This window comes from Martinezella tropici, assembly GCF_003287875.1.
Classification (GTDB): domain Bacteria; phylum Pseudomonadota; class Alphaproteobacteria; order Rhizobiales; family Rhizobiaceae; genus Rhizobium; species Rhizobium tropici_C.
This window is the reverse complement of record NZ_QMKK01000056.1, coordinates 175,443-191,274: the sequence shown is the minus strand read 5'-3', so window position 1 is coordinate 191,274 and position 15,832 is coordinate 175,443. Positions and strand designations below refer to the sequence as shown.

Annotated in this window: 12 protein-coding genes and 1 pseudogene; 7 read left to right on the top strand and 6 right to left on the bottom strand. The window is 55.9% G+C overall.

The annotated features are described in order from the left end of the window. The first annotated feature begins 100 nt into the window (after nt 1–100). On the top strand, nt 101–1,225 hold the full coding sequence (locus DQ393_RS30190; RefSeq protein ID WP_112339943.1) for an IS110 family transposase: 1,125 nt from the start codon (nt 101–103) through the stop codon (nt 1,223–1,225). Nucleotides 1,226–1,892: 667 nt separating this feature from the next. Here the strand turns inward: DQ393_RS30190 and DQ393_RS33250 are convergent. Genes DQ393_RS33250 through DQ393_RS30180 form a run of 3 tightly spaced genes read right to left on the bottom strand, consistent with a single transcriptional unit; the run spans nt 1,893 to nt 7,189 of the window. Then, nucleotides 1,893–2,204, bottom strand: a complete 312-nt coding sequence (locus DQ393_RS33250) for a hypothetical protein (protein WP_146759002.1) — start codon at nt 2,202–2,204, stop codon at nt 1,893–1,895. Between the two features lie 10 nt (nt 2,205–2,214). Further along, nucleotides 2,215–6,810, bottom strand: a complete 4,596-nt coding sequence (locus DQ393_RS30185; protein WP_245430505.1) for an RHS repeat-associated core domain-containing protein — start codon at nt 6,808–6,810, stop codon at nt 2,215–2,217. 55 nt (nt 6,811–6,865) lie between these two features. Further along, a complete protein-coding gene (locus tag DQ393_RS30180; protein ID WP_112345373.1) occupies nt 6,866–7,189 on the bottom strand; it encodes an RHS repeat domain-containing protein in 324 nt (107 codons plus the stop codon). A 353-nt stretch (nt 7,190–7,542) separates the two neighbouring features. Between DQ393_RS30180 and DQ393_RS30175 the strand changes: the two genes are divergently transcribed. From DQ393_RS30175 to DQ393_RS30155, 5 genes are all read left to right on the top strand, one after another. Next, nucleotides 7,543–8,601 (top strand): hypothetical protein, encoded by a 1,059-nt coding sequence (locus DQ393_RS30175; protein ID WP_245430504.1) that lies wholly within the window; start codon nt 7,543–7,545, stop codon nt 8,599–8,601. 29 nt (nt 8,602–8,630) lie between these two features. Then, entirely contained in the window at nt 8,631–9,632 is a 1,002-nt protein-coding gene (locus DQ393_RS30170) for a hypothetical protein (RefSeq protein ID WP_112345371.1), read from the top strand. A gap of 24 nt (nt 9,633–9,656) precedes the next feature. Continuing rightward, nucleotides 9,657–10,658, top strand: coding sequence for a hypothetical protein (locus DQ393_RS30165; protein WP_112345370.1), 1,002 nt, complete (start codon nt 9,657–9,659; stop codon nt 10,656–10,658). A 17-nt stretch (nt 10,659–10,675) separates the two neighbouring features. Continuing rightward, nucleotides 10,676–12,172 carry an SPRY domain-containing protein gene (locus tag DQ393_RS30160; RefSeq protein WP_112345369.1) on the top strand — a complete coding sequence of 499 codons (1,497 nt, stop codon included), beginning with the start codon at nt 10,676–10,678 and terminating at the stop codon, nt 12,170–12,172. A gap of 166 nt (nt 12,173–12,338) precedes the next feature. Further along, entirely contained in the window at nt 12,339–12,764 is a 426-nt protein-coding gene (locus DQ393_RS30155) for a phage prohead protein (protein WP_112345368.1), read from the top strand. Between the two features lie 196 nt (nt 12,765–12,960). Here the strand turns inward: DQ393_RS30155 and ligD are convergent, their stop codons facing one another. Beyond that, a complete protein-coding gene (ligD, locus tag DQ393_RS30150; protein WP_112345367.1) occupies nt 12,961–14,004 on the bottom strand; it encodes a non-homologous end-joining DNA ligase in 1,044 nt (347 codons plus the stop codon). Nucleotides 14,005–14,056: 52 nt separating this feature from the next. Next, complete coding sequence (locus tag DQ393_RS30145) at nt 14,057–14,287, bottom strand: hypothetical protein (RefSeq protein ID WP_112345366.1); 231 nt, start codon at nt 14,285–14,287, stop codon at nt 14,057–14,059. Between the two features lie 469 nt (nt 14,288–14,756). Here DQ393_RS30145 and DQ393_RS30135 point away from each other — a divergent pair, with 469 nt between their 5' ends. Continuing rightward, nucleotides 14,757–15,344, top strand: coding sequence for a hypothetical protein (locus DQ393_RS30135; RefSeq protein ID WP_112345364.1), 588 nt, complete (start codon nt 14,757–14,759; stop codon nt 15,342–15,344). A gap of 125 nt (nt 15,345–15,469) precedes the next feature. Here the strand turns inward: DQ393_RS30135 and DQ393_RS30130 are convergent. Further along, nucleotides 15,470–15,780: pseudogene (locus tag DQ393_RS30130) on the bottom strand (DUF982 domain-containing protein). Between the last annotated feature and the right edge of the window lie 52 nt (nt 15,781–15,832).

Here is a 15,832-nt window from a genome sequence, read left to right as displayed (position 1 = left end):
TGAGACCCCATGTCCTTAGCCGGCAGGGTGGCTCGTCTCGCATTATGTTCAGAACGAGGGTTAGCTGCAGCGCCAGAGCCTCAAACATAGGAGACGAGCCGTGGTCGATGATATCGCAGTTTACGTTGGTTTGGATGTGAGCAAGGAAAAAATCGCGATCGGTCTGGCGGAAGCGGGCCGCAAAGGTGAGGTTCGCTATTACGGCGAAATTGCCAACCGTGCTGATGCGGTGCGCAAATTTGTCGACAAGCTTGCTGGACGTCACGGACGCCTGTGCCTTTGCTATGAGGCCGGCCCGACAGGTTATGGATTGTATCGTCAACTTCGCGATCTTGGCCATGAATGCCTTGTCGTCGCGCCATCGCTGGTTCCGACCCGTCCGGGGCTTCAGATCAAGACGGATCGCCGCGATGCTGTCGCGCTTGCCGCGTTGTTGCGCGCTGGTGAACTGTCGTCCATCTGGGTTCCCGACGAGACACATGAGGCCATGCGCGATCTCTGCCGGGCAAGGGAAGTGACGGTCTCGGATCTACGGCGCGCGCGCCAGCATCTTTTATCGTTCCTGCTCCGGCACGGGCGGGTCTTCGAAGGCCGCTCTCATTGGACAAGAGCTCATCGAAACTGGCTGGCGACACAGCGCTTTGATCACCGTGCGCAGCAGATCGCTATGGAAGAATATATTCGTGCCATCGAGCAAATCGAGGAACGGCGTGAGCGGTTGACCCGGCAGATGGTGGCGCTCTTGCCGGACTGGTCGCTTAACCCTGTCGTCGAAGCGATCCAGGCCCTGCGCGGTGTCGCACAGATCTCGGCGGTGACACTGGTATCGGAGATCGGCGACTTCAGACGCTTCAACAATCCCCGGCAGTTCATGGCATGGCTGGGTCTGGTTCCCAAAGAGCGCTCGACCGGGGCCAGCGTGTCGCGGGGTTCAATCACGAAGGCCGGCAACACCCGTGCGCGGCGCATGCTGGTCGAAGGCGCATGGACCTATAGATTGCCTGCGCGTGTAAGCCAGGAAATCCTGAAACGAACGGAGGGGCTGCCTGAAGCGATCAGGGCGATCGCCTGGAAGGCGCAGGTGCGGCTATGCCAACGATATCGGCGCATGCAGGCTAGTGGCCGCCCCACAAACATCGTCATCGTCGCCATCGCGCGCGAGCTCGCTGCCTTCGCCTGGGCGATTGCGACGACAGTTCCCATTACCCCAACAAAGGCAGCCTGACGAAAAGGCATCAAGGGAAAGGAGAAAACAAGTTCAATTCCATCACGCTGTTTATTGCTGGGCGTGGCGGCCGGTCAGGGTAACCCTCGTTGTGATTCTGCGAGCCTGAAACGGCAACACGCGCCATGTGAGACAGAGGAAGGCCCGAGACGAACCACGGTCCTGCGGTATCCAACCCGCGCATCAGAGTCTGATCAACCGTCGTCTCAATGCCGCCGCGTCCTGCAATAACCAGCCCGTTTCTTTCGGCGCTGAAAAGCGAAACGAAAACCTATACCCCAATCCTTGAAAACGGACATGAGAATCACAAAACACCAAAAAACGGAATCCCTCCGATTCAGATAAAATCGGAAACGCTCTAGTTGTTGAATTTCGCGAGATTTTGACCCTTGAATACAATTTTGCACTAACCGTCTACACGGATTTAATACTTTGAAAAGACTGATGCTTCGCAGGCAGAGGTAGGTCATGGCGAAACGCAAAACCGGGTCGAAACTTCGCGCAACTCAACACTCGGCCCATGAATTATATCTCCGACCTTCACCAACTTAGAAGGTTAGCGCGCGTTAGGCCGATACCAGATAGCAAATGCCGAATAGCCATAAAAATTCCCGCTCCGACTGAACAGAATTAAACGGGACACGTTAGCAAAGCGAAATATGGCTTCCTAGGCAGAAGTGGGATCTGGTGGCAGCGATAGCCCCAGCCGTTCAGCAGCTACTCGAAATTCAGTTATTGCGGGATTTTGCTCAACGGCGATGGCAAAAAACCTTGCTGCCTCTCCTAGATTGCCAAGCGTTTCATAGCAACGACCGATCTCATAGGCGTAGGTTCCTGTTTCATATGTGCTATCGCCCTCTGACAATACAAATAAGCATTGAAGGGCCCTCTCCGGGTAGCCATTTTCTCTTAAAAAGATGGCTACGTTGGTCAACTCGGTGAAGACTTTTCCAGCCTTCCTTAGAAATTCGGGTGACATCCTCGCGCTTTCAATTTGTTAGAAAAATATGCTGCCGGCCTGGCTCTATATTTATATGCGGCCCCAGCCCGTGGCTAGTTTGCGGCGTAATATCAAATCTAATCAGCCTACTTCTGTCTGCCGACATTAGTTGAATTGCGCCATTAGGGCTTCGTTGGCATATGGAACCCGGACCCAACCAATCTAGGATACGATCCGCTAGGTCAAGACCATTGGGGTCAACCCCGGTGAGCGGCGAATTCAGGACGTACGTATAGAGGTTTCCATATGGATCCGTCCTTTCTCCCAGTGGGTCACGCGATGCCCACCGCCCGACATTTTGATTGTAGGCACGGTATTGCGTTAAATTGGAGTCAAGACTTCTTCCATCGAACATCTGAGCGAAGCCAAAGTCAGCAATTTGATCCAGTGCTGATAGCGAAACGCCCCAAGGATCGTAGTCGTAGGCAGGAGCGCTTGTCGTACTCTGAAACACACGCCGTACAGAGCCAATCTGATCAACGCCGTAAAAGAGTGCGGAAGTCGAGGTTCCTGCAATATATTCGCCTTCGCTGACGTAGCTTCGCATTGGAGCGTAGCTAGAGTCGCGTGTTTGGCAAAGCTTACTGTCGCACCAGACGTATTTTGAGACAGCGGTGGCGCCGCCTCCGGTGGATATGTCATCGATCTCAACGCGACGGCTGAAACCATCATAGACAAACTTTGTCTGCTTTCCCTGCTCGGAAGGGTAGATAATCGTCACCAACCGATTTTCCGCATCCCAGGAATAGGTCCGCTTACCGTCGGAAAGAAGATTGCCGTTGGCATCATAGCTATAGGCCTGACCAGAGACTTGGCTAATCTCATTGAGATTGTTGAAGGACACAGTCTGCGCGGCGGGATTGGGTTCCGCGACGTTTGCGTCACTGTCCTGCGTGATACCGGTGATTAAATTCTCCAACGACGTTTGGAATGTGAAATTCGTGTACTGGCCTGTTGTCAGCCCGGTATTGGCGATGCCCGAAAGTCGGCGGTCGTGGGCGTTGTCCAGATAGCTCCATGTGGTCTTGAGAGTTGACGTTGCTGGCAGCAACTGTCGAGCTGTGATCTGCAGAGTTTGTCCGAGATAGGAAATCTGAAAAGCGCCCAGATCGCTGGAATGGTTGGTCACGCGCCCAATAGCATCGTACTGCACCGTCTCAGCACCGCTGCCCGAAATCTGCCGTGTGGCTCGCCGCCCTAGAGCATCATAGCCATAGGTGATTGTGTGGGAGCAACTCGCAGAGCCGGATGCGGTAAAGCACTCCTGAGCCAGTTGCTGGGCACCATCGACATAGGACGGGTTATAGGCATAGGTCGTCGCCCCCACCCCGTCCGTCATCGAAGTGATGCGATCAAAATAGGGATCGTAGCCGAACGAAATATTCGGCGTCGGATTGACGGCATTGAGATATGTCAGACCAGTCAGATTGTTGTCGATCGCATAACTGTATTGTTTTGTCTGTTCCAATGCGTCGAGAACGCTCTTCAGGCGGCTGGTCGTGTTTTCGTAAGTGTAGGTAACATGACTATTGTCGGCATAGGTCTTCGAGGTTTGCCGATCCTGAACGTCGTAGGCCCAGGCCGTCACATTGCCCTTCGGATCCGTTAGAGAAACGAGATTTCCGGCCGGATCGTAGCCGAGCGTCGTCGACTGCCGCATAGGATCGACAACCGCCGTTAGTCGGCGATTGGCGTCATATTGATATCGCCAAAGCCGGCCCTCGCGATCCTGATAGGAAACGAGATCGAGCCGCTGATAGGTGTAGCGTTGCGATGTGCCGTCGGGATAAGTGATTTTCGTAATGCGGTCGGCCGCATCGTAGTCGTAAGTGACCGTCCAACCTTCGGAGTCGGTATAGGTTCGCACGCGGGCGAAGCCGTCATAGGTGTAGGTAGCCGCAGTGGCGTTGTTGGCGTTCGTGACCGACGCCAAATTTGCGTTTGTGTCGTATTGATAGGCCGTCTTTTCACCAAGGGCGTCGGTGAACGAGGTTAACTGACCAACTGCATTGTAACCGATCGTGCTCGTCTGCCCGGCCGCGTCCGAATAAAAGATCGGTCGATGCTGCTTGTTGTAAATATATTGCGCCAGTGTGGACTGCGCGCCGAATTGATCCGCCTGACTGACGGCAACAAGATCGATGCCATTCGAATAGGAATAATAGGTGATTCGCCCGGCCGGATCCGTTGCCTGCGTCAGATTTCCGCTGCTGTCATAAGCATATAAGCTGATCTGCGATGAACCGTCATCGAGCACTCGGCCAATCGCCGTCGGCTTGTTATAGGTTCCGCCGTAAAGGGTGCCCGTTGATCCGGTCTGCCCGGGGTAGGTGTACCAGACGCGGTTCTCCAGCGGCTTTTTCTCGCTCTCGATTGCCGTCCCCTTGATAGAAGAGGCTGGCATGTGAACGAAATGCCGGATCCTGGCCTTGGTGTAATCGCACCCACCGGTATCTGTGCAGCCGGCGGTGACGTAATCGCTCTTGTCCCAATGAAAACTATTGCGGTAGGGCAGATAAGTGTTGGAGAGCGGAAGTGGCATGCCAACAGGTACAGTAGCGGTCGGATCGCTGAATGGAATCGGGGCGGGCTCGAGCCATTCCTCGCGCTCCTTATTGCCGAGCGGATCAGTGATCTGAACAAAGCGCGGCGGACCCGAGGTTCCAGGCGCGGTATAGCTGAACCGAGTTGTACCATAAGGCGTCGTCAGAGCGTTGATGAGCGAATTGGCGTCATAGCTGAAACTCGATGTCAGACCGATGATATCGGTGATCGACGCCAGCCGCCCTTGACCGTCGTAAGTTAGGAGGGCGCTGCGTCCGAATGGATCCGTAATCTGGCTGACGAGCAGCGGACGGCCGGCGACGCCATAGTTGAAGGTCGTATCACGCCCGACGGCATCAGTGATTGAGGTCAGCCGCTTTTGGTTATCGTAGCGCAACGTTGCGGCGTTGCCTTGCGGATCAATCACCTTGCTCAGGAAGATTTTGCGCGGATAGGCGGCGCTTCCGTCGGACTGCTCGTAGATCTCCATTCCGCCGTTGCGCAATTGGCGCCGATAGCTGACGGGCGATTGCGAAATGAGAGAAAGGATCGAACCATCGGTGTCCTGCGCCGCGAAGGTTTTGCGGACGGTATCATAGCCGATGTAGTAGAAGGCGCCGCCCTCACCCATGATACGCGAAACATTGGCGCCCGGATTGGTTGGATCGTCGATAATGTAACTTGACCAGCTTAGCGACCATTTCTGACCGATATTGAAGTAGTCGAAATTAGCAGGCTGACTGTCTTCACGCTGATTGTAGCTGATGCCGATCTTCATCGAGGGACCGATCGGCGGAACGTAGCCGACGGGCACGTCCGAGAGCGCGACGCTAACACTGGATTCCTTAATGTTGACCACGCAGAGGGGGCATTGGTTATTGTCGCCGCCGTTGTTTTGATTGTTTGCGCCCTGCGGCCATGGCGACTGGTTTCCATTGCCGCCTAGTCCTCCCGAGCCGCCAAGAGATGGATTGTTGGGATCAGGAGGGATTGGTCCCGGCCCGTTGGCATTAGTGTCGCCGGCATCGCCCTGGCGAGTACTGTTCGTCGATCCTTTGCCGCGAATGGAGACTGCTTGTGGCATTGAAACGGACTGCCAGGCTTCACTGGTGACCTCGCTTGCGGGCACAAGGAAATATCCGCTGGCCTCCGCATTCAGTGCATCGGGCGTGACCCACATATCCGCATTCGGAAAGACTGCGTCTTGAACATGATAGCGGCCATTCGCCTTTCCGACGATCGCCGCAAAATGCCCCACCTTCCAGTGGACGACCGATGGCACGGGGACAGCTTCGTCCGGAGAACGGCGAATGAGGCGATAATCGAGCTTTACCTTGCTTGCCAATCCACCGAGTTCGGCAAGCGTCGTGCCTTCCGGCCCGGCATTGTAAAATTGCAGGAAATTGAGCTTGTCCGCGCTCATCCCCTGGGTCAACAGGAGAGCTCGTAGCGCAAGCGGGCCGCAGTTGAACAGATGCCGCGGATCGGTCTTGACCAGTGTCAGCATGTCGCGGGCAGATTGAATCATTTCCGTTGCCGGCCCGGAAACCTTACGACCGTCCAGTTGGCTAAACAGGAGCGCTAGATCGTCACTCCGTCCCATGCTGGCGTTCAGGCTGGCGAGCTCGCCGACAGCGCGATCGGTCAGCGCACGCGCTTCAGGAGCAGATGCGTCCTTCCCTTCGATCCAGGCCTTTTGCCAGGCATCGATGGCGCGCGAGAAATAGCCGTCATGCAGATAGGAGAGGCCGATATTGGTCCAGAGCGCCGTCGACCAGCCACTGTGGGGATATTTCGCCAGATAGGCAGTCAGGCTGGATAGGTCGGAAAGGTCCTGCCGATGCTGAAATGCATTGATAGCGGACAAAAGGTCTTCGTCCTCATTTGCCATCGTGGCCTTTGTCTTTACCAAAGGCTCGGCAAAGCCACTCGCGTTAGCGGGAAACGCCGCTACCGCCGGCGGTGCAGCCATCACCGTGCCGGCGGATACCAATGCGAGAAGAAATATTGCTGCTGTTCCGGATTTGAATGCAGACATCATCGAGATCTCTCGTCGAATTTTTGGAAACGTATGGAAGATCGTTAGTCAACCGTGCTCACGGCTGAGTCCAAAGAATGCAGCCCCAGGATCCTGAACCCCAGATCGCATCAGCGATACCGCTCGCCCAGTTGACGGCGCCCCAGTTGACCTGACCCCAGATCGGTGGAGCGGCATCCTTGTTCGCGATCTGCTGCGATATGCGATTGCCGTTCGGGTCGTAGCCGTAAACGATACATTTAGAGTTGTCATAGAAGCCCGTGGTCAGCCGCCCGTTGGCGTCGTAACCAAAATCGCTCGATTTCGAATCCGCGAATACGGGAACAGCACCCGCCAAAAGCGCAATCGAAACAATTATCTGGAAACCGAGCCTCGAAATCATCGCTCTTTCCTTATGAGAAATTTGTTTACTGTCGCACAATCTGCATCTTGTGAGTTTATTTTGCAAAAGATAACTTGCGTACGAATTGCAGCATTCTTTGGACTCACCCGAAGCGGCTTGCGATGTCATTCAGCGAAGTCCCCAGCGTTTGAAATAGCATTCTCATACAATAACCAGAAATACAATCCCGTAAAATACGGGAATCGAAGCATCGTCTTCAGTTGTTGATCTGAAAAGCGAACGTTTTTCGGAAGGAGATTTCTATGGTTATTCCCAATGTATATTCTGTAATTGCGAATTTATGGCATCTATATTTTATCAATTGACGAATTCGTTTTCAGCGTGCAATTAGGGTGCGTCTCAATTTGCTTGCGCATTGCTTTGATCAGTTTTCAAGAGGGCGCCCGATGCGATCAGAAAGCAACCTTGCACTGAATTTTCTTTCATCTGCACTTTTTGCAGTGGCTTCGCCGGCGATGGCGGCGTGCACAGTGCCAAATGTATTGTCCAACGGTCAAACGGCCGATGCGACGCAGGTCATGCAGAATTTTTCGGCCGTTGCGGGCTGCGTCAATGCGACCGCACCATCGGGAGGCCAGGACACGGTTCAGTTCGAAACATCGAGTAGCAATCTGGGCGGCGTCTCCTTGTCGGATGGCCAAGTTATCCTTGGAACCACCGGAGGCGCGCCGCAAGCAAAGGCACTAACCGCCGGACCTGGTATCGCCATCCTGAACGCCCCTGGCGGAATCACGATTTCGGCGACAGGCAACGGCTCTGCCAATGCTGTCGATTGGTTGAATGAAGCCGCCGTCATCAGACCTTTAGCCACGAACTTTTCCATCGTGACATCAACGACAGCGCCAGCAGGAGCCTCTCTGGTGCCAACGGTCCGTGGCATGGCATTGACAACGACAGCCGTTGCGGATGGTACCAGCGTCATGGCCGAGACCGCGACTCCGTCGGGCGCATGGCAGGCAACCATGTTGGCGATCTATTCTGGGCCACTTGCGAAGGCCAGCTTTCCAGCAATTGCCGTACGTGACTCCATCAGCCATCGGGCTGTCGAATTTGGTATCGGCGGATCCGGTACGACGTCCTATCAAGCGGCATACACTCGAACGGTTGGAGGCTTGGGGCTCGACACGGTGCTCGGCCAGACAACAGCTGCCGACATAGGCCTGCCGCCGCCTTCGCAACCTCTCTGGTCACGTGTGACCTATGACGGCACAAATCTGTCATGGGCGTTCTCGCGAGATGGCGAGGTCTTCTCCACAGTGTTTACGTTTCTTGCAGTCGACAATCTTTCCAATGTCGACCGGGTCGGCCCCGCCGCATTGTTCCAGCAGCCCATAAACCCAAGCTGGCCATCCGCCTACCACATTCTGTCCTGGCGTCTCGCCAGCATGTGAACCGTGTCCTTCCTGCATCGAGGTTTCTCATGCCTAGAGTCTCGTTCCTCGCTCCGATCTTTGCCGTGGCTTTCTTGACAGCCGCGGGCACTGCCCTCGCACAATGTGCGCTCCCGAACCAGCTCCAAACCGGGGACTTGGCCGACGCAGCGAAAGTAGCCGCAAACTTCACCGCACTCGCAAATTGTGCCGATGCCCAGACGCCGAGTGCTGGCGCGAATTCGGTGATCTACAATGGCGGAAACGGCTCGCTCGCGGGCGTCCCTCCACTCACCGACGGTCAGCTTCTCATAGGATCATCCGGCAATCCTCCCAAGCCCGCAACGCTCTCGGCTGGCTCCGGCATCGCAATTACCGGCGGTCCCGCATCCGTCACGATTTCTGCGACCGGGAGTGGCACGGGGGCGGCCGTCGACTGGTTGAACAAGCCGGCGGTGGTCAAGCCGACCGCCACATCCTTCGTCCTGCAGACGAGCACGACGCCCCCTGTGGGCGCAACGCTGACCGCGACGACGCGAGGCATGTTGTTATCCGCAAACTCCATTGCAGACAGTCGTGCCATGATGGCAGAGGTTTCCCTCCCCTCCGGAAACTGGCAGGCAACTATGCTTGCTGCCTATACGGGGCCGATATCGTCCTATGTCCTGCCTTCGATGGGGGTGCGAGACGCCGTCACAAAACGGGCTGTTCTCTTTGGGGTCGGGGGCTATGGCGGCGGCATACGCTTCGACTATGACAAGTCGTCTGGCGGCATAGGGCTCGATACTTATTCCGGCGACGCTCAAATGCAGGATGTTGGCTTCTCGACACCCAGCGAGCCAGCCTGGGCACGCTTAACCTATGACGGCACCAATTTGATCTATTCCTTCTCCCGCGACGGCGAGAATTTTAAGCCCATCTATACCGTCTCCGCGACGGACTATCTGACCAATCTCAGCACCATAGGCCCTGCGGTGATGTTCTATCAGCCCACTCACACGAGCTGGAATGCCGGATTTCACGTCCTTTCCTGGAATCTCATCTCAAACTAGTTGTCGCGATCTTTGGAGTTCTCCATGTCTAAAAGCCAATATGTGATCACGGCTGGTCTTCTGCTCGCGATGCACGTGGGCGCGGCACAAGCGGCCTGTACTGTTCCAAATCAGGTCGTCAATGGAGCCGTGGTAGATAGCGCACCAGTCATGGGTGATTTCAACGCCGTCGCAACCTGTCTAGGCAGCACAGCTCCGGCAGGCGCGCAAAACAGTGTCCAGCTCGACAATGGCAGTGGCGGATTTGCAGCCGTTGGGCCATTGACCGACGGTCAACTGCTGATAGGGGCGACGGGTGCGCCTCCACACGCTGCAACTTTATCGGCTGGCACAGGCATTGCTATCACCAGCTCCCCAGGTGCAATTTCGATCGCGACAACTGGCGTACTCGGCGGTGGTGGCGCCGACTGGCTAAATGGAACCGCCGTTGTCAAACCGATCGCCTCAAATTTTACCCTGCGAACCTCCACCACTCCACCGACGGGAGCCGCGATTGCCGGTTCTAGCCGAGGCATGGTCCTGACAACATCCGCCGCGGTCAATGGAGCCGCGATGATGGCGGAAATGAACGCGCCCACCGGCCATTGGCAAGCCACGATGCTTGGGGTCTACACGGGCGGCCTTTCCGATTACTCCATGCCGTCCATTGCCGTAAGGGACGCAGTCAACAATAAAGCTGTCGAATTCGGCGTCACCGCATACAGCACCACGGACTACCGTTTCGACTATTACATCACATCGGGGGGCGTCGGACTGGACAGCCGCGTCAACGACATCATGAGTCAGGATGGAGGATTCCCGCAGCCGGTACAGCCCATTTGGCAGCGTTTGACTTACGATGGCACCAACTTGATCTGGTCGTTCTCTCGCGACGGTGAGTTCTTCATCCCTGCCTATTCCGTTCCAGCAAACGCCGTCCTCAGCAATTTGAGCACAGTGGGTCCTGCAGTTATATTTCCCCCAAACATCAGACAAACCTGGGCGGCGGCGTTTCAGGTGTTGTCCTGGAATGTCGTGAGCCTTTGATAAAAGAGGACCAGACCATGCGTCGCAGCTTCAAAGCCGGCTTGTTCTTCAGCGGATTGCTTTATGCGAACGTATCCTTTGCCCAATGTAATATCCCCTACCAGCTCAGCAATGGCCAAGTTGCGGATGCAACCCAGGTCATGGCGGATGTCAGTGCGCTTGCGAACTGCATCGAAGATGCGGCGCCCGCCGGATCCCAAAATGCGGTTCAGTTCAATGGAGGCAATGGCACGTTTGCCGGCATTGGCCCACTGACTAACGGCCAGATCGTCATTGGATCGACCGGAAACGCACCGCAGGCCGCGACTTTGACCGCGGGTCCCGGTGTTACGATTACCAACAGCTCCGGGGGGATAACGCTTTCCTCATCGGGTGCGCCAGGCGGCTCGCCCGGAGCAATCCAATTCAATAGCGCGGGAACCTTCGGCGGCGTTTTGCTGACAGACGGAATGATCGTTGTAGGATCCGGAGCCACCTTCAGCTCGACGGCGAAGGCCGCGAATGTCCAGCTGAGCAATAGCAATTTGACTGCCACTTCTACAAATGCGTCCTACGCTGCGGTGCTCGCCTCCAATTCGCAATCGAGCGGCAAATATTATTTCGAATTCCAGAATGTCACAATTACGGACGGCAACAGCGGTGTGGGCGTTGCGACCGCAACGGTCGACTTCAATAACTATCTTGGCAAGAACTTGCAGGGTATCGCCGTCGAGCCGAACGGCCAAGTTTGGTACAATGCCGCTCAACTAGGAACCGTTGCTGCGGTTCCTGCCGGCAGCACGGTTGGTATCGCGGTCGACATTACCAATCGCCTCATCTGGTTTAGAACCGGATCAGGCAACTGGAATAACTCAGCAAGCGCCAACCCCGCAACGGGTGCTGGCGGGTTCTCGATCAGCACGTTCTCGAGTGCGACGATATTCCCGGCAGTGATTTGGCGGGAAAATCAGGGGACGGCGCAGATTGCGATGACTGCCTCTTCCTGGTTGACAGTTCCACCGACCGGCTTTAGCCCTTGGGCACAGGAATCGACGCCGACGGCTGTGAAGGTTAGCGGCGCAGCAAGTCTATCCAGCAGCGGTGTTTTGACGTCCAATGCTGGCGCTTCCCAGGCGGTTCCCGCGAATCCGGCAGGCACGACAAGTGTTGGCACACAGGTGATGCAAGGCCTCGCAGGATCGATCACGCCAGGCGCTTCCGGACGAGTGTTATTCATGGCTTCCGGCGATGGTTTCAATACTAATGCCGTCGGTCAAGGCTTCGTTGTGCAACTGCGATATGGACCCGGCACAGCTCCAGGCAATGGCGTAGCAGCGACCGGCACAGCCATTGGCGGAGCGGTGAAGGGAGTGACGGCTATCACTTCATCGCCCCAGCAAATTCCGTTCGCTTTGCAATCGATAGTGCCGAATCTAACGCCAGGTACACCATACTGGTTCGATATTGGACTTTCTGCGATTGGGGGCGGAACCGCAACGATCGAAAACATCAGTCTGACGGCCGTCGAGATGTAGGATCTATCAAACGGATCATGATCTGGGTGAGTACGGTTTCGGGGATGTTTGTCCTTTGCTCTTGATGAGAATCGAGCCAAAGGTCCCGTCCTCGATTTCATAAATCTTTGTAATGACTTAAAAACCGAGAGATGAGCGCCCTCCTGAAACTCCTGCGAAAAAGCGCATGTTCGTCATCAGGGAACTTCTTAATCGAAACGACTTAATTGAATGGGCGATCACCGAAGGCTTCCAGGAGATCGTGCCGGCGACCGCGTTACATGTCACGATCGGCAAATTCCACGACCCGAACGTCGGGCGGCGGTTGGTTCCCGCCGCGAGCGATTTGACAATCCGCGCGAGCCAACGAAGAGCTGTCCTGGACTTTGGAGGTATCGTCGTGCTGGCCTTTGGTTCCGTCAAGCTTTCACGCCGCCATGCTGAGTTTCGCCGGGCGGGGATGACGTGGTTTTATCGAGACTACACACCCCACGTTTCGTTTGCGCTCGACGGTATGGATCTACGGGACATCCGGCCTTTTGACGGCCGGCTCTGTTTTGGACCGGAGATTTTCAAACCTGATCCGATCCTGGATTCATTGCCAACCGGATAAAATGTTGCTTCCGGGCCACTCCCGGGGTCGTTTCGGGTTGCGTGCTCAACAGGGAGCTTTTGCCCTCTCAAAGTATGAGGACTGATTTCGCGCCGGCCAGGGAGATCGACGTGTTCACCGACCCGCGATCAACCACACGATGTTCTATAACGCGATCGCCTCGATACGGGTCGCGCTCCGAGGATGGTTCTGAGTTTTATTGCGGTAGACGGTAAACGTCGGCATTGTCCTGCCGCTCTCGGAGTCCCTTATAGGAAGCATGACGCAGTTTGCCGTCATCGGTCCAGGCACGATATTCGATTTCGGCGATGAGCGTTGGCTGAACCCAAACGACGCCGCGCTGTTTCAAGGCAATCGGTGCCCGCGAGGTCTTGAGCTTATCCAAATCCCTGCGAAGCCTGGATGCATCGCGCTCATTGAAGCCCGTTCCGACGTTGCCAACGTAGATGAGGTCGTGGCCTCGATAAGCAGCGAGAAACAAATTGCGGATGCCACCATGTGCAACAGCGGAGGGTTCATAGCCGACGATGAAAAAGCTGTCGCTCTGGACGCATTTCACCTTGATCCAATCACCGGTACGACCAGAGCGATAGGGCTGCTCGCGGTTCTTCGCGATGATACCCTCGAGGCCGTGCGCGCATGCGGCGGCTAGCAGCTCATCGCCATCGGCCTCAACCTCGTCTGATAGCCTTATGGCACCTGCGTGATCGGCCAGAAGGCCATCCAGGATTTGTCGACGCTCGGAGAGATCCAGCTTCGTAAGATCATGTCCATCGAAATACAGGAGATCGAAGGCATAGAAGATTGCCTCGTCCGCCCGGCGGTGCCCTCCCCTTCCCCCAAGGGCACGCTGGAGAGCGCCGAAGCTCGACTTCCCCTGCTCATCCAGGACGACAGCCTCTCCATCGAGAATCATCGTTGTACCGAAGTCCGTGGCCTCGTTAGCGATCGTCGGAAAGCGATCGGTCCAATCGTGGCCGCCACGCGTGAGGATCCGTACGCGGCCTGGTTCAACATGAATGGCGAGACGATAACCGTCCCATTTTATCTCATAGAGCCATTGCGGCCCTTTCGGGACTTCGGATTTCAGAAGCGCCAGCGCCGGCTCGATCCGCTCCGGCATTGGATCAAGCGGCAACCGTGGTTGGTCTGGATCACGAGGTTTGCGCGCCCGGCTTCGCAGCGGCATTTCCGAGGTGGCGAGAAGTGGTTTCGATGACTTACGCGGGGACTTCGTCATGAAAACAGTGCAACAGAGAAAGCTTCACGAGTCGAGTCTTTCCGCGTGGCAATCAATCCAGATTGCCTGCTCCTCCCGGCCCCGCCGCCAGTTCCACCAATTGTTTGGCTTGATGCACACCTTGGCGGTAGAGCTCAATAATGATCGCTGCGGCTCGTTGCGCTTCCTCCGTGTCCTTGCCAATCTTTAGCCTCGTTAAGATTTCATCCAAGGCCCGTTGGCAAATATCGAGATCATTCGAGGTCAATGGCTCATCATACTTGCTGACAAACCGCTCGGTCATTGCCGTTTTCCTCCTCCCACCTATCGACAATCCCGTATGCGGATAGAAATAATTTCGGTCATATTCCGCTGCAAGCTTTTGGACTCGCGCCACCAGGCTGTTCGCTTTCGACCGGACAGGACGTGCTCTTGACTCCATTTAAAATGAGAACATAATAGGAACAAATTGCCGGAGCGAAAACCGGCCGCGCAATTTTCATATCGACAAATCAGCAGTTTGGCACCCTATGTTTTTGGGGTGCAGGAGACGTATTGCCTCATGACAACCGCATCAGCTCAAACAGATGAACCGCAATCCGATCAGGTCGCTTCCGTTCTCGAGCTCTTCGAAGGCAATGCTTGTGCTGCAATGGGCGCTCTGCTCGCCGAACTGCAATTCGTTCGAGGACAGCTGGCACTTTGCGAGGCCGGAATGAGCGTTGGCTTTACGCGCGGCTGGGTTCCTAGTTTCGAAATCGGAGGAGATAGCAATGTTTGAATATTCAAGAGATCCACGGCCGAGAGACGGTGTTCTCACTATTGCTCAGGACGACGCGCAGGCGCTTTATGACTTCGTCGGCTACTTGGGCCGGCATGCCTTCGATACGTTCAGAGACGACCGACCCGGCTTCCGTGGCAAGTCGCCAGACATGCTGCGCCATCTCGAGAAGATGCGTGACCTCTTGGAAAACGTCATGGACTACCCGACCTTGGACGAGGAGCTTTGCTGGGATGAACCGAAGCCGCTTGCGACGGACGAGGTTCATGGTTTGCTGCTGACGGAGGTCGGAAATCGGTCGGGCATCCGGTTTCTCGGGATTTCGGTTTACTGGAATGACGAACACCGAAATTTCGGTACGCTTCAGCTTGCCGTTGATGATGAGGCAGGCGAAACCTGCGGACTTTTCGAGGTCGAGGATCTCGCCGGCCAACAGGTCAGTTGCGGTCCAGGCTGGTGCCAATCCGGTGCCGATCTCGGCGAAACAATCCGCATCTTCATCAATGCCTTTCCAACGCAGGAGCTGGAAGCGCGCAACGAAGATTGCATCAACGAAATGCTTGCCGCTAAGGTCGCGTGATTGCAATGCGCCAACGTAGAGTACTGGTATCGACGCGACCTGATGAGGAAGATTGGCCGCGGTTGCTTGTGGTGCAGCTCACGAGAGCTCGCCTCCGGAGGCGGCGAGCTCCAAAAGCCGAGAGACTATAAGGATAGCGCGCCGGCCGGTCGCATAGGCTGCTTTTTCTGCGCTATCCTCGACGGCGCCAGGACCGCAGGCATTCCCGCTTCAAGACAGGCGGTCAGGAACGCCTCTCTTGCTATGACAGCAGGCACAACCCGATTGAGCGCGCCGCGACAGGTCTTCACCGCGCGTTCGTGGCGCTCGCCATGCCGCAGCGGCCATTCATTTTCCAGAAAGTCCAGAGCGTCATAGACGCCCATGAAAGTGCGCTCCAACCCGCATTGGAGCTGATCGTCACTGGACGGGTCCATGGAATATCGTTGAGTGGCATCTTCTTCCTCCTTTCCATGCCAAGGACCTCTCCCAGATGATATTGTAAGAGA

Excerpts from the sequence above, each read along its gene's own strand:
- DQ393_RS30145 (WP_112345366.1), bottom strand. The coding sequence starts at position 14,287 with ATGACCGAGCGGTTTGTCAGCAAGTATGATGAGCCATTGACCTCGAAT.
- ligD (WP_112345367.1), bottom strand. The coding sequence starts at position 14,004 with ATGACGAAGTCCCCGCGTAAGTCATCGAAACCACTTCTCGCCACCTCG.
- DQ393_RS30180 (WP_112345373.1), bottom strand. The coding sequence starts at position 7,189 with ATGATTTCGAGGCTCGGTTTCCAGATAATTGTTTCGATTGCGCTTTTG.
- DQ393_RS30185 (WP_245430505.1), bottom strand. The coding sequence starts at position 6,810 with ATGATGTCTGCATTCAAATCCGGAACAGCAGCAATATTTCTTCTCGCA.
- DQ393_RS30155 (WP_112345368.1), top strand. The coding sequence starts at position 12,339 with ATGTTCGTCATCAGGGAACTTCTTAATCGAAACGACTTAATTGAATGG.
- DQ393_RS30160 (WP_112345369.1), top strand. The coding sequence starts at position 10,676 with ATGCGTCGCAGCTTCAAAGCCGGCTTGTTCTTCAGCGGATTGCTTTAT.
- DQ393_RS30135 (WP_112345364.1), top strand. The coding sequence starts at position 14,757 with ATGTTTGAATATTCAAGAGATCCACGGCCGAGAGACGGTGTTCTCACT.
- DQ393_RS33250 (WP_146759002.1), bottom strand. The coding sequence starts at position 2,204 with ATGTCACCCGAATTTCTAAGGAAGGCTGGAAAAGTCTTCACCGAGTTG.
- DQ393_RS30165 (WP_112345370.1), top strand. The coding sequence starts at position 9,657 with ATGTCTAAAAGCCAATATGTGATCACGGCTGGTCTTCTGCTCGCGATG.
- DQ393_RS30170 (WP_112345371.1), top strand. The coding sequence starts at position 8,631 with ATGCCTAGAGTCTCGTTCCTCGCTCCGATCTTTGCCGTGGCTTTCTTG.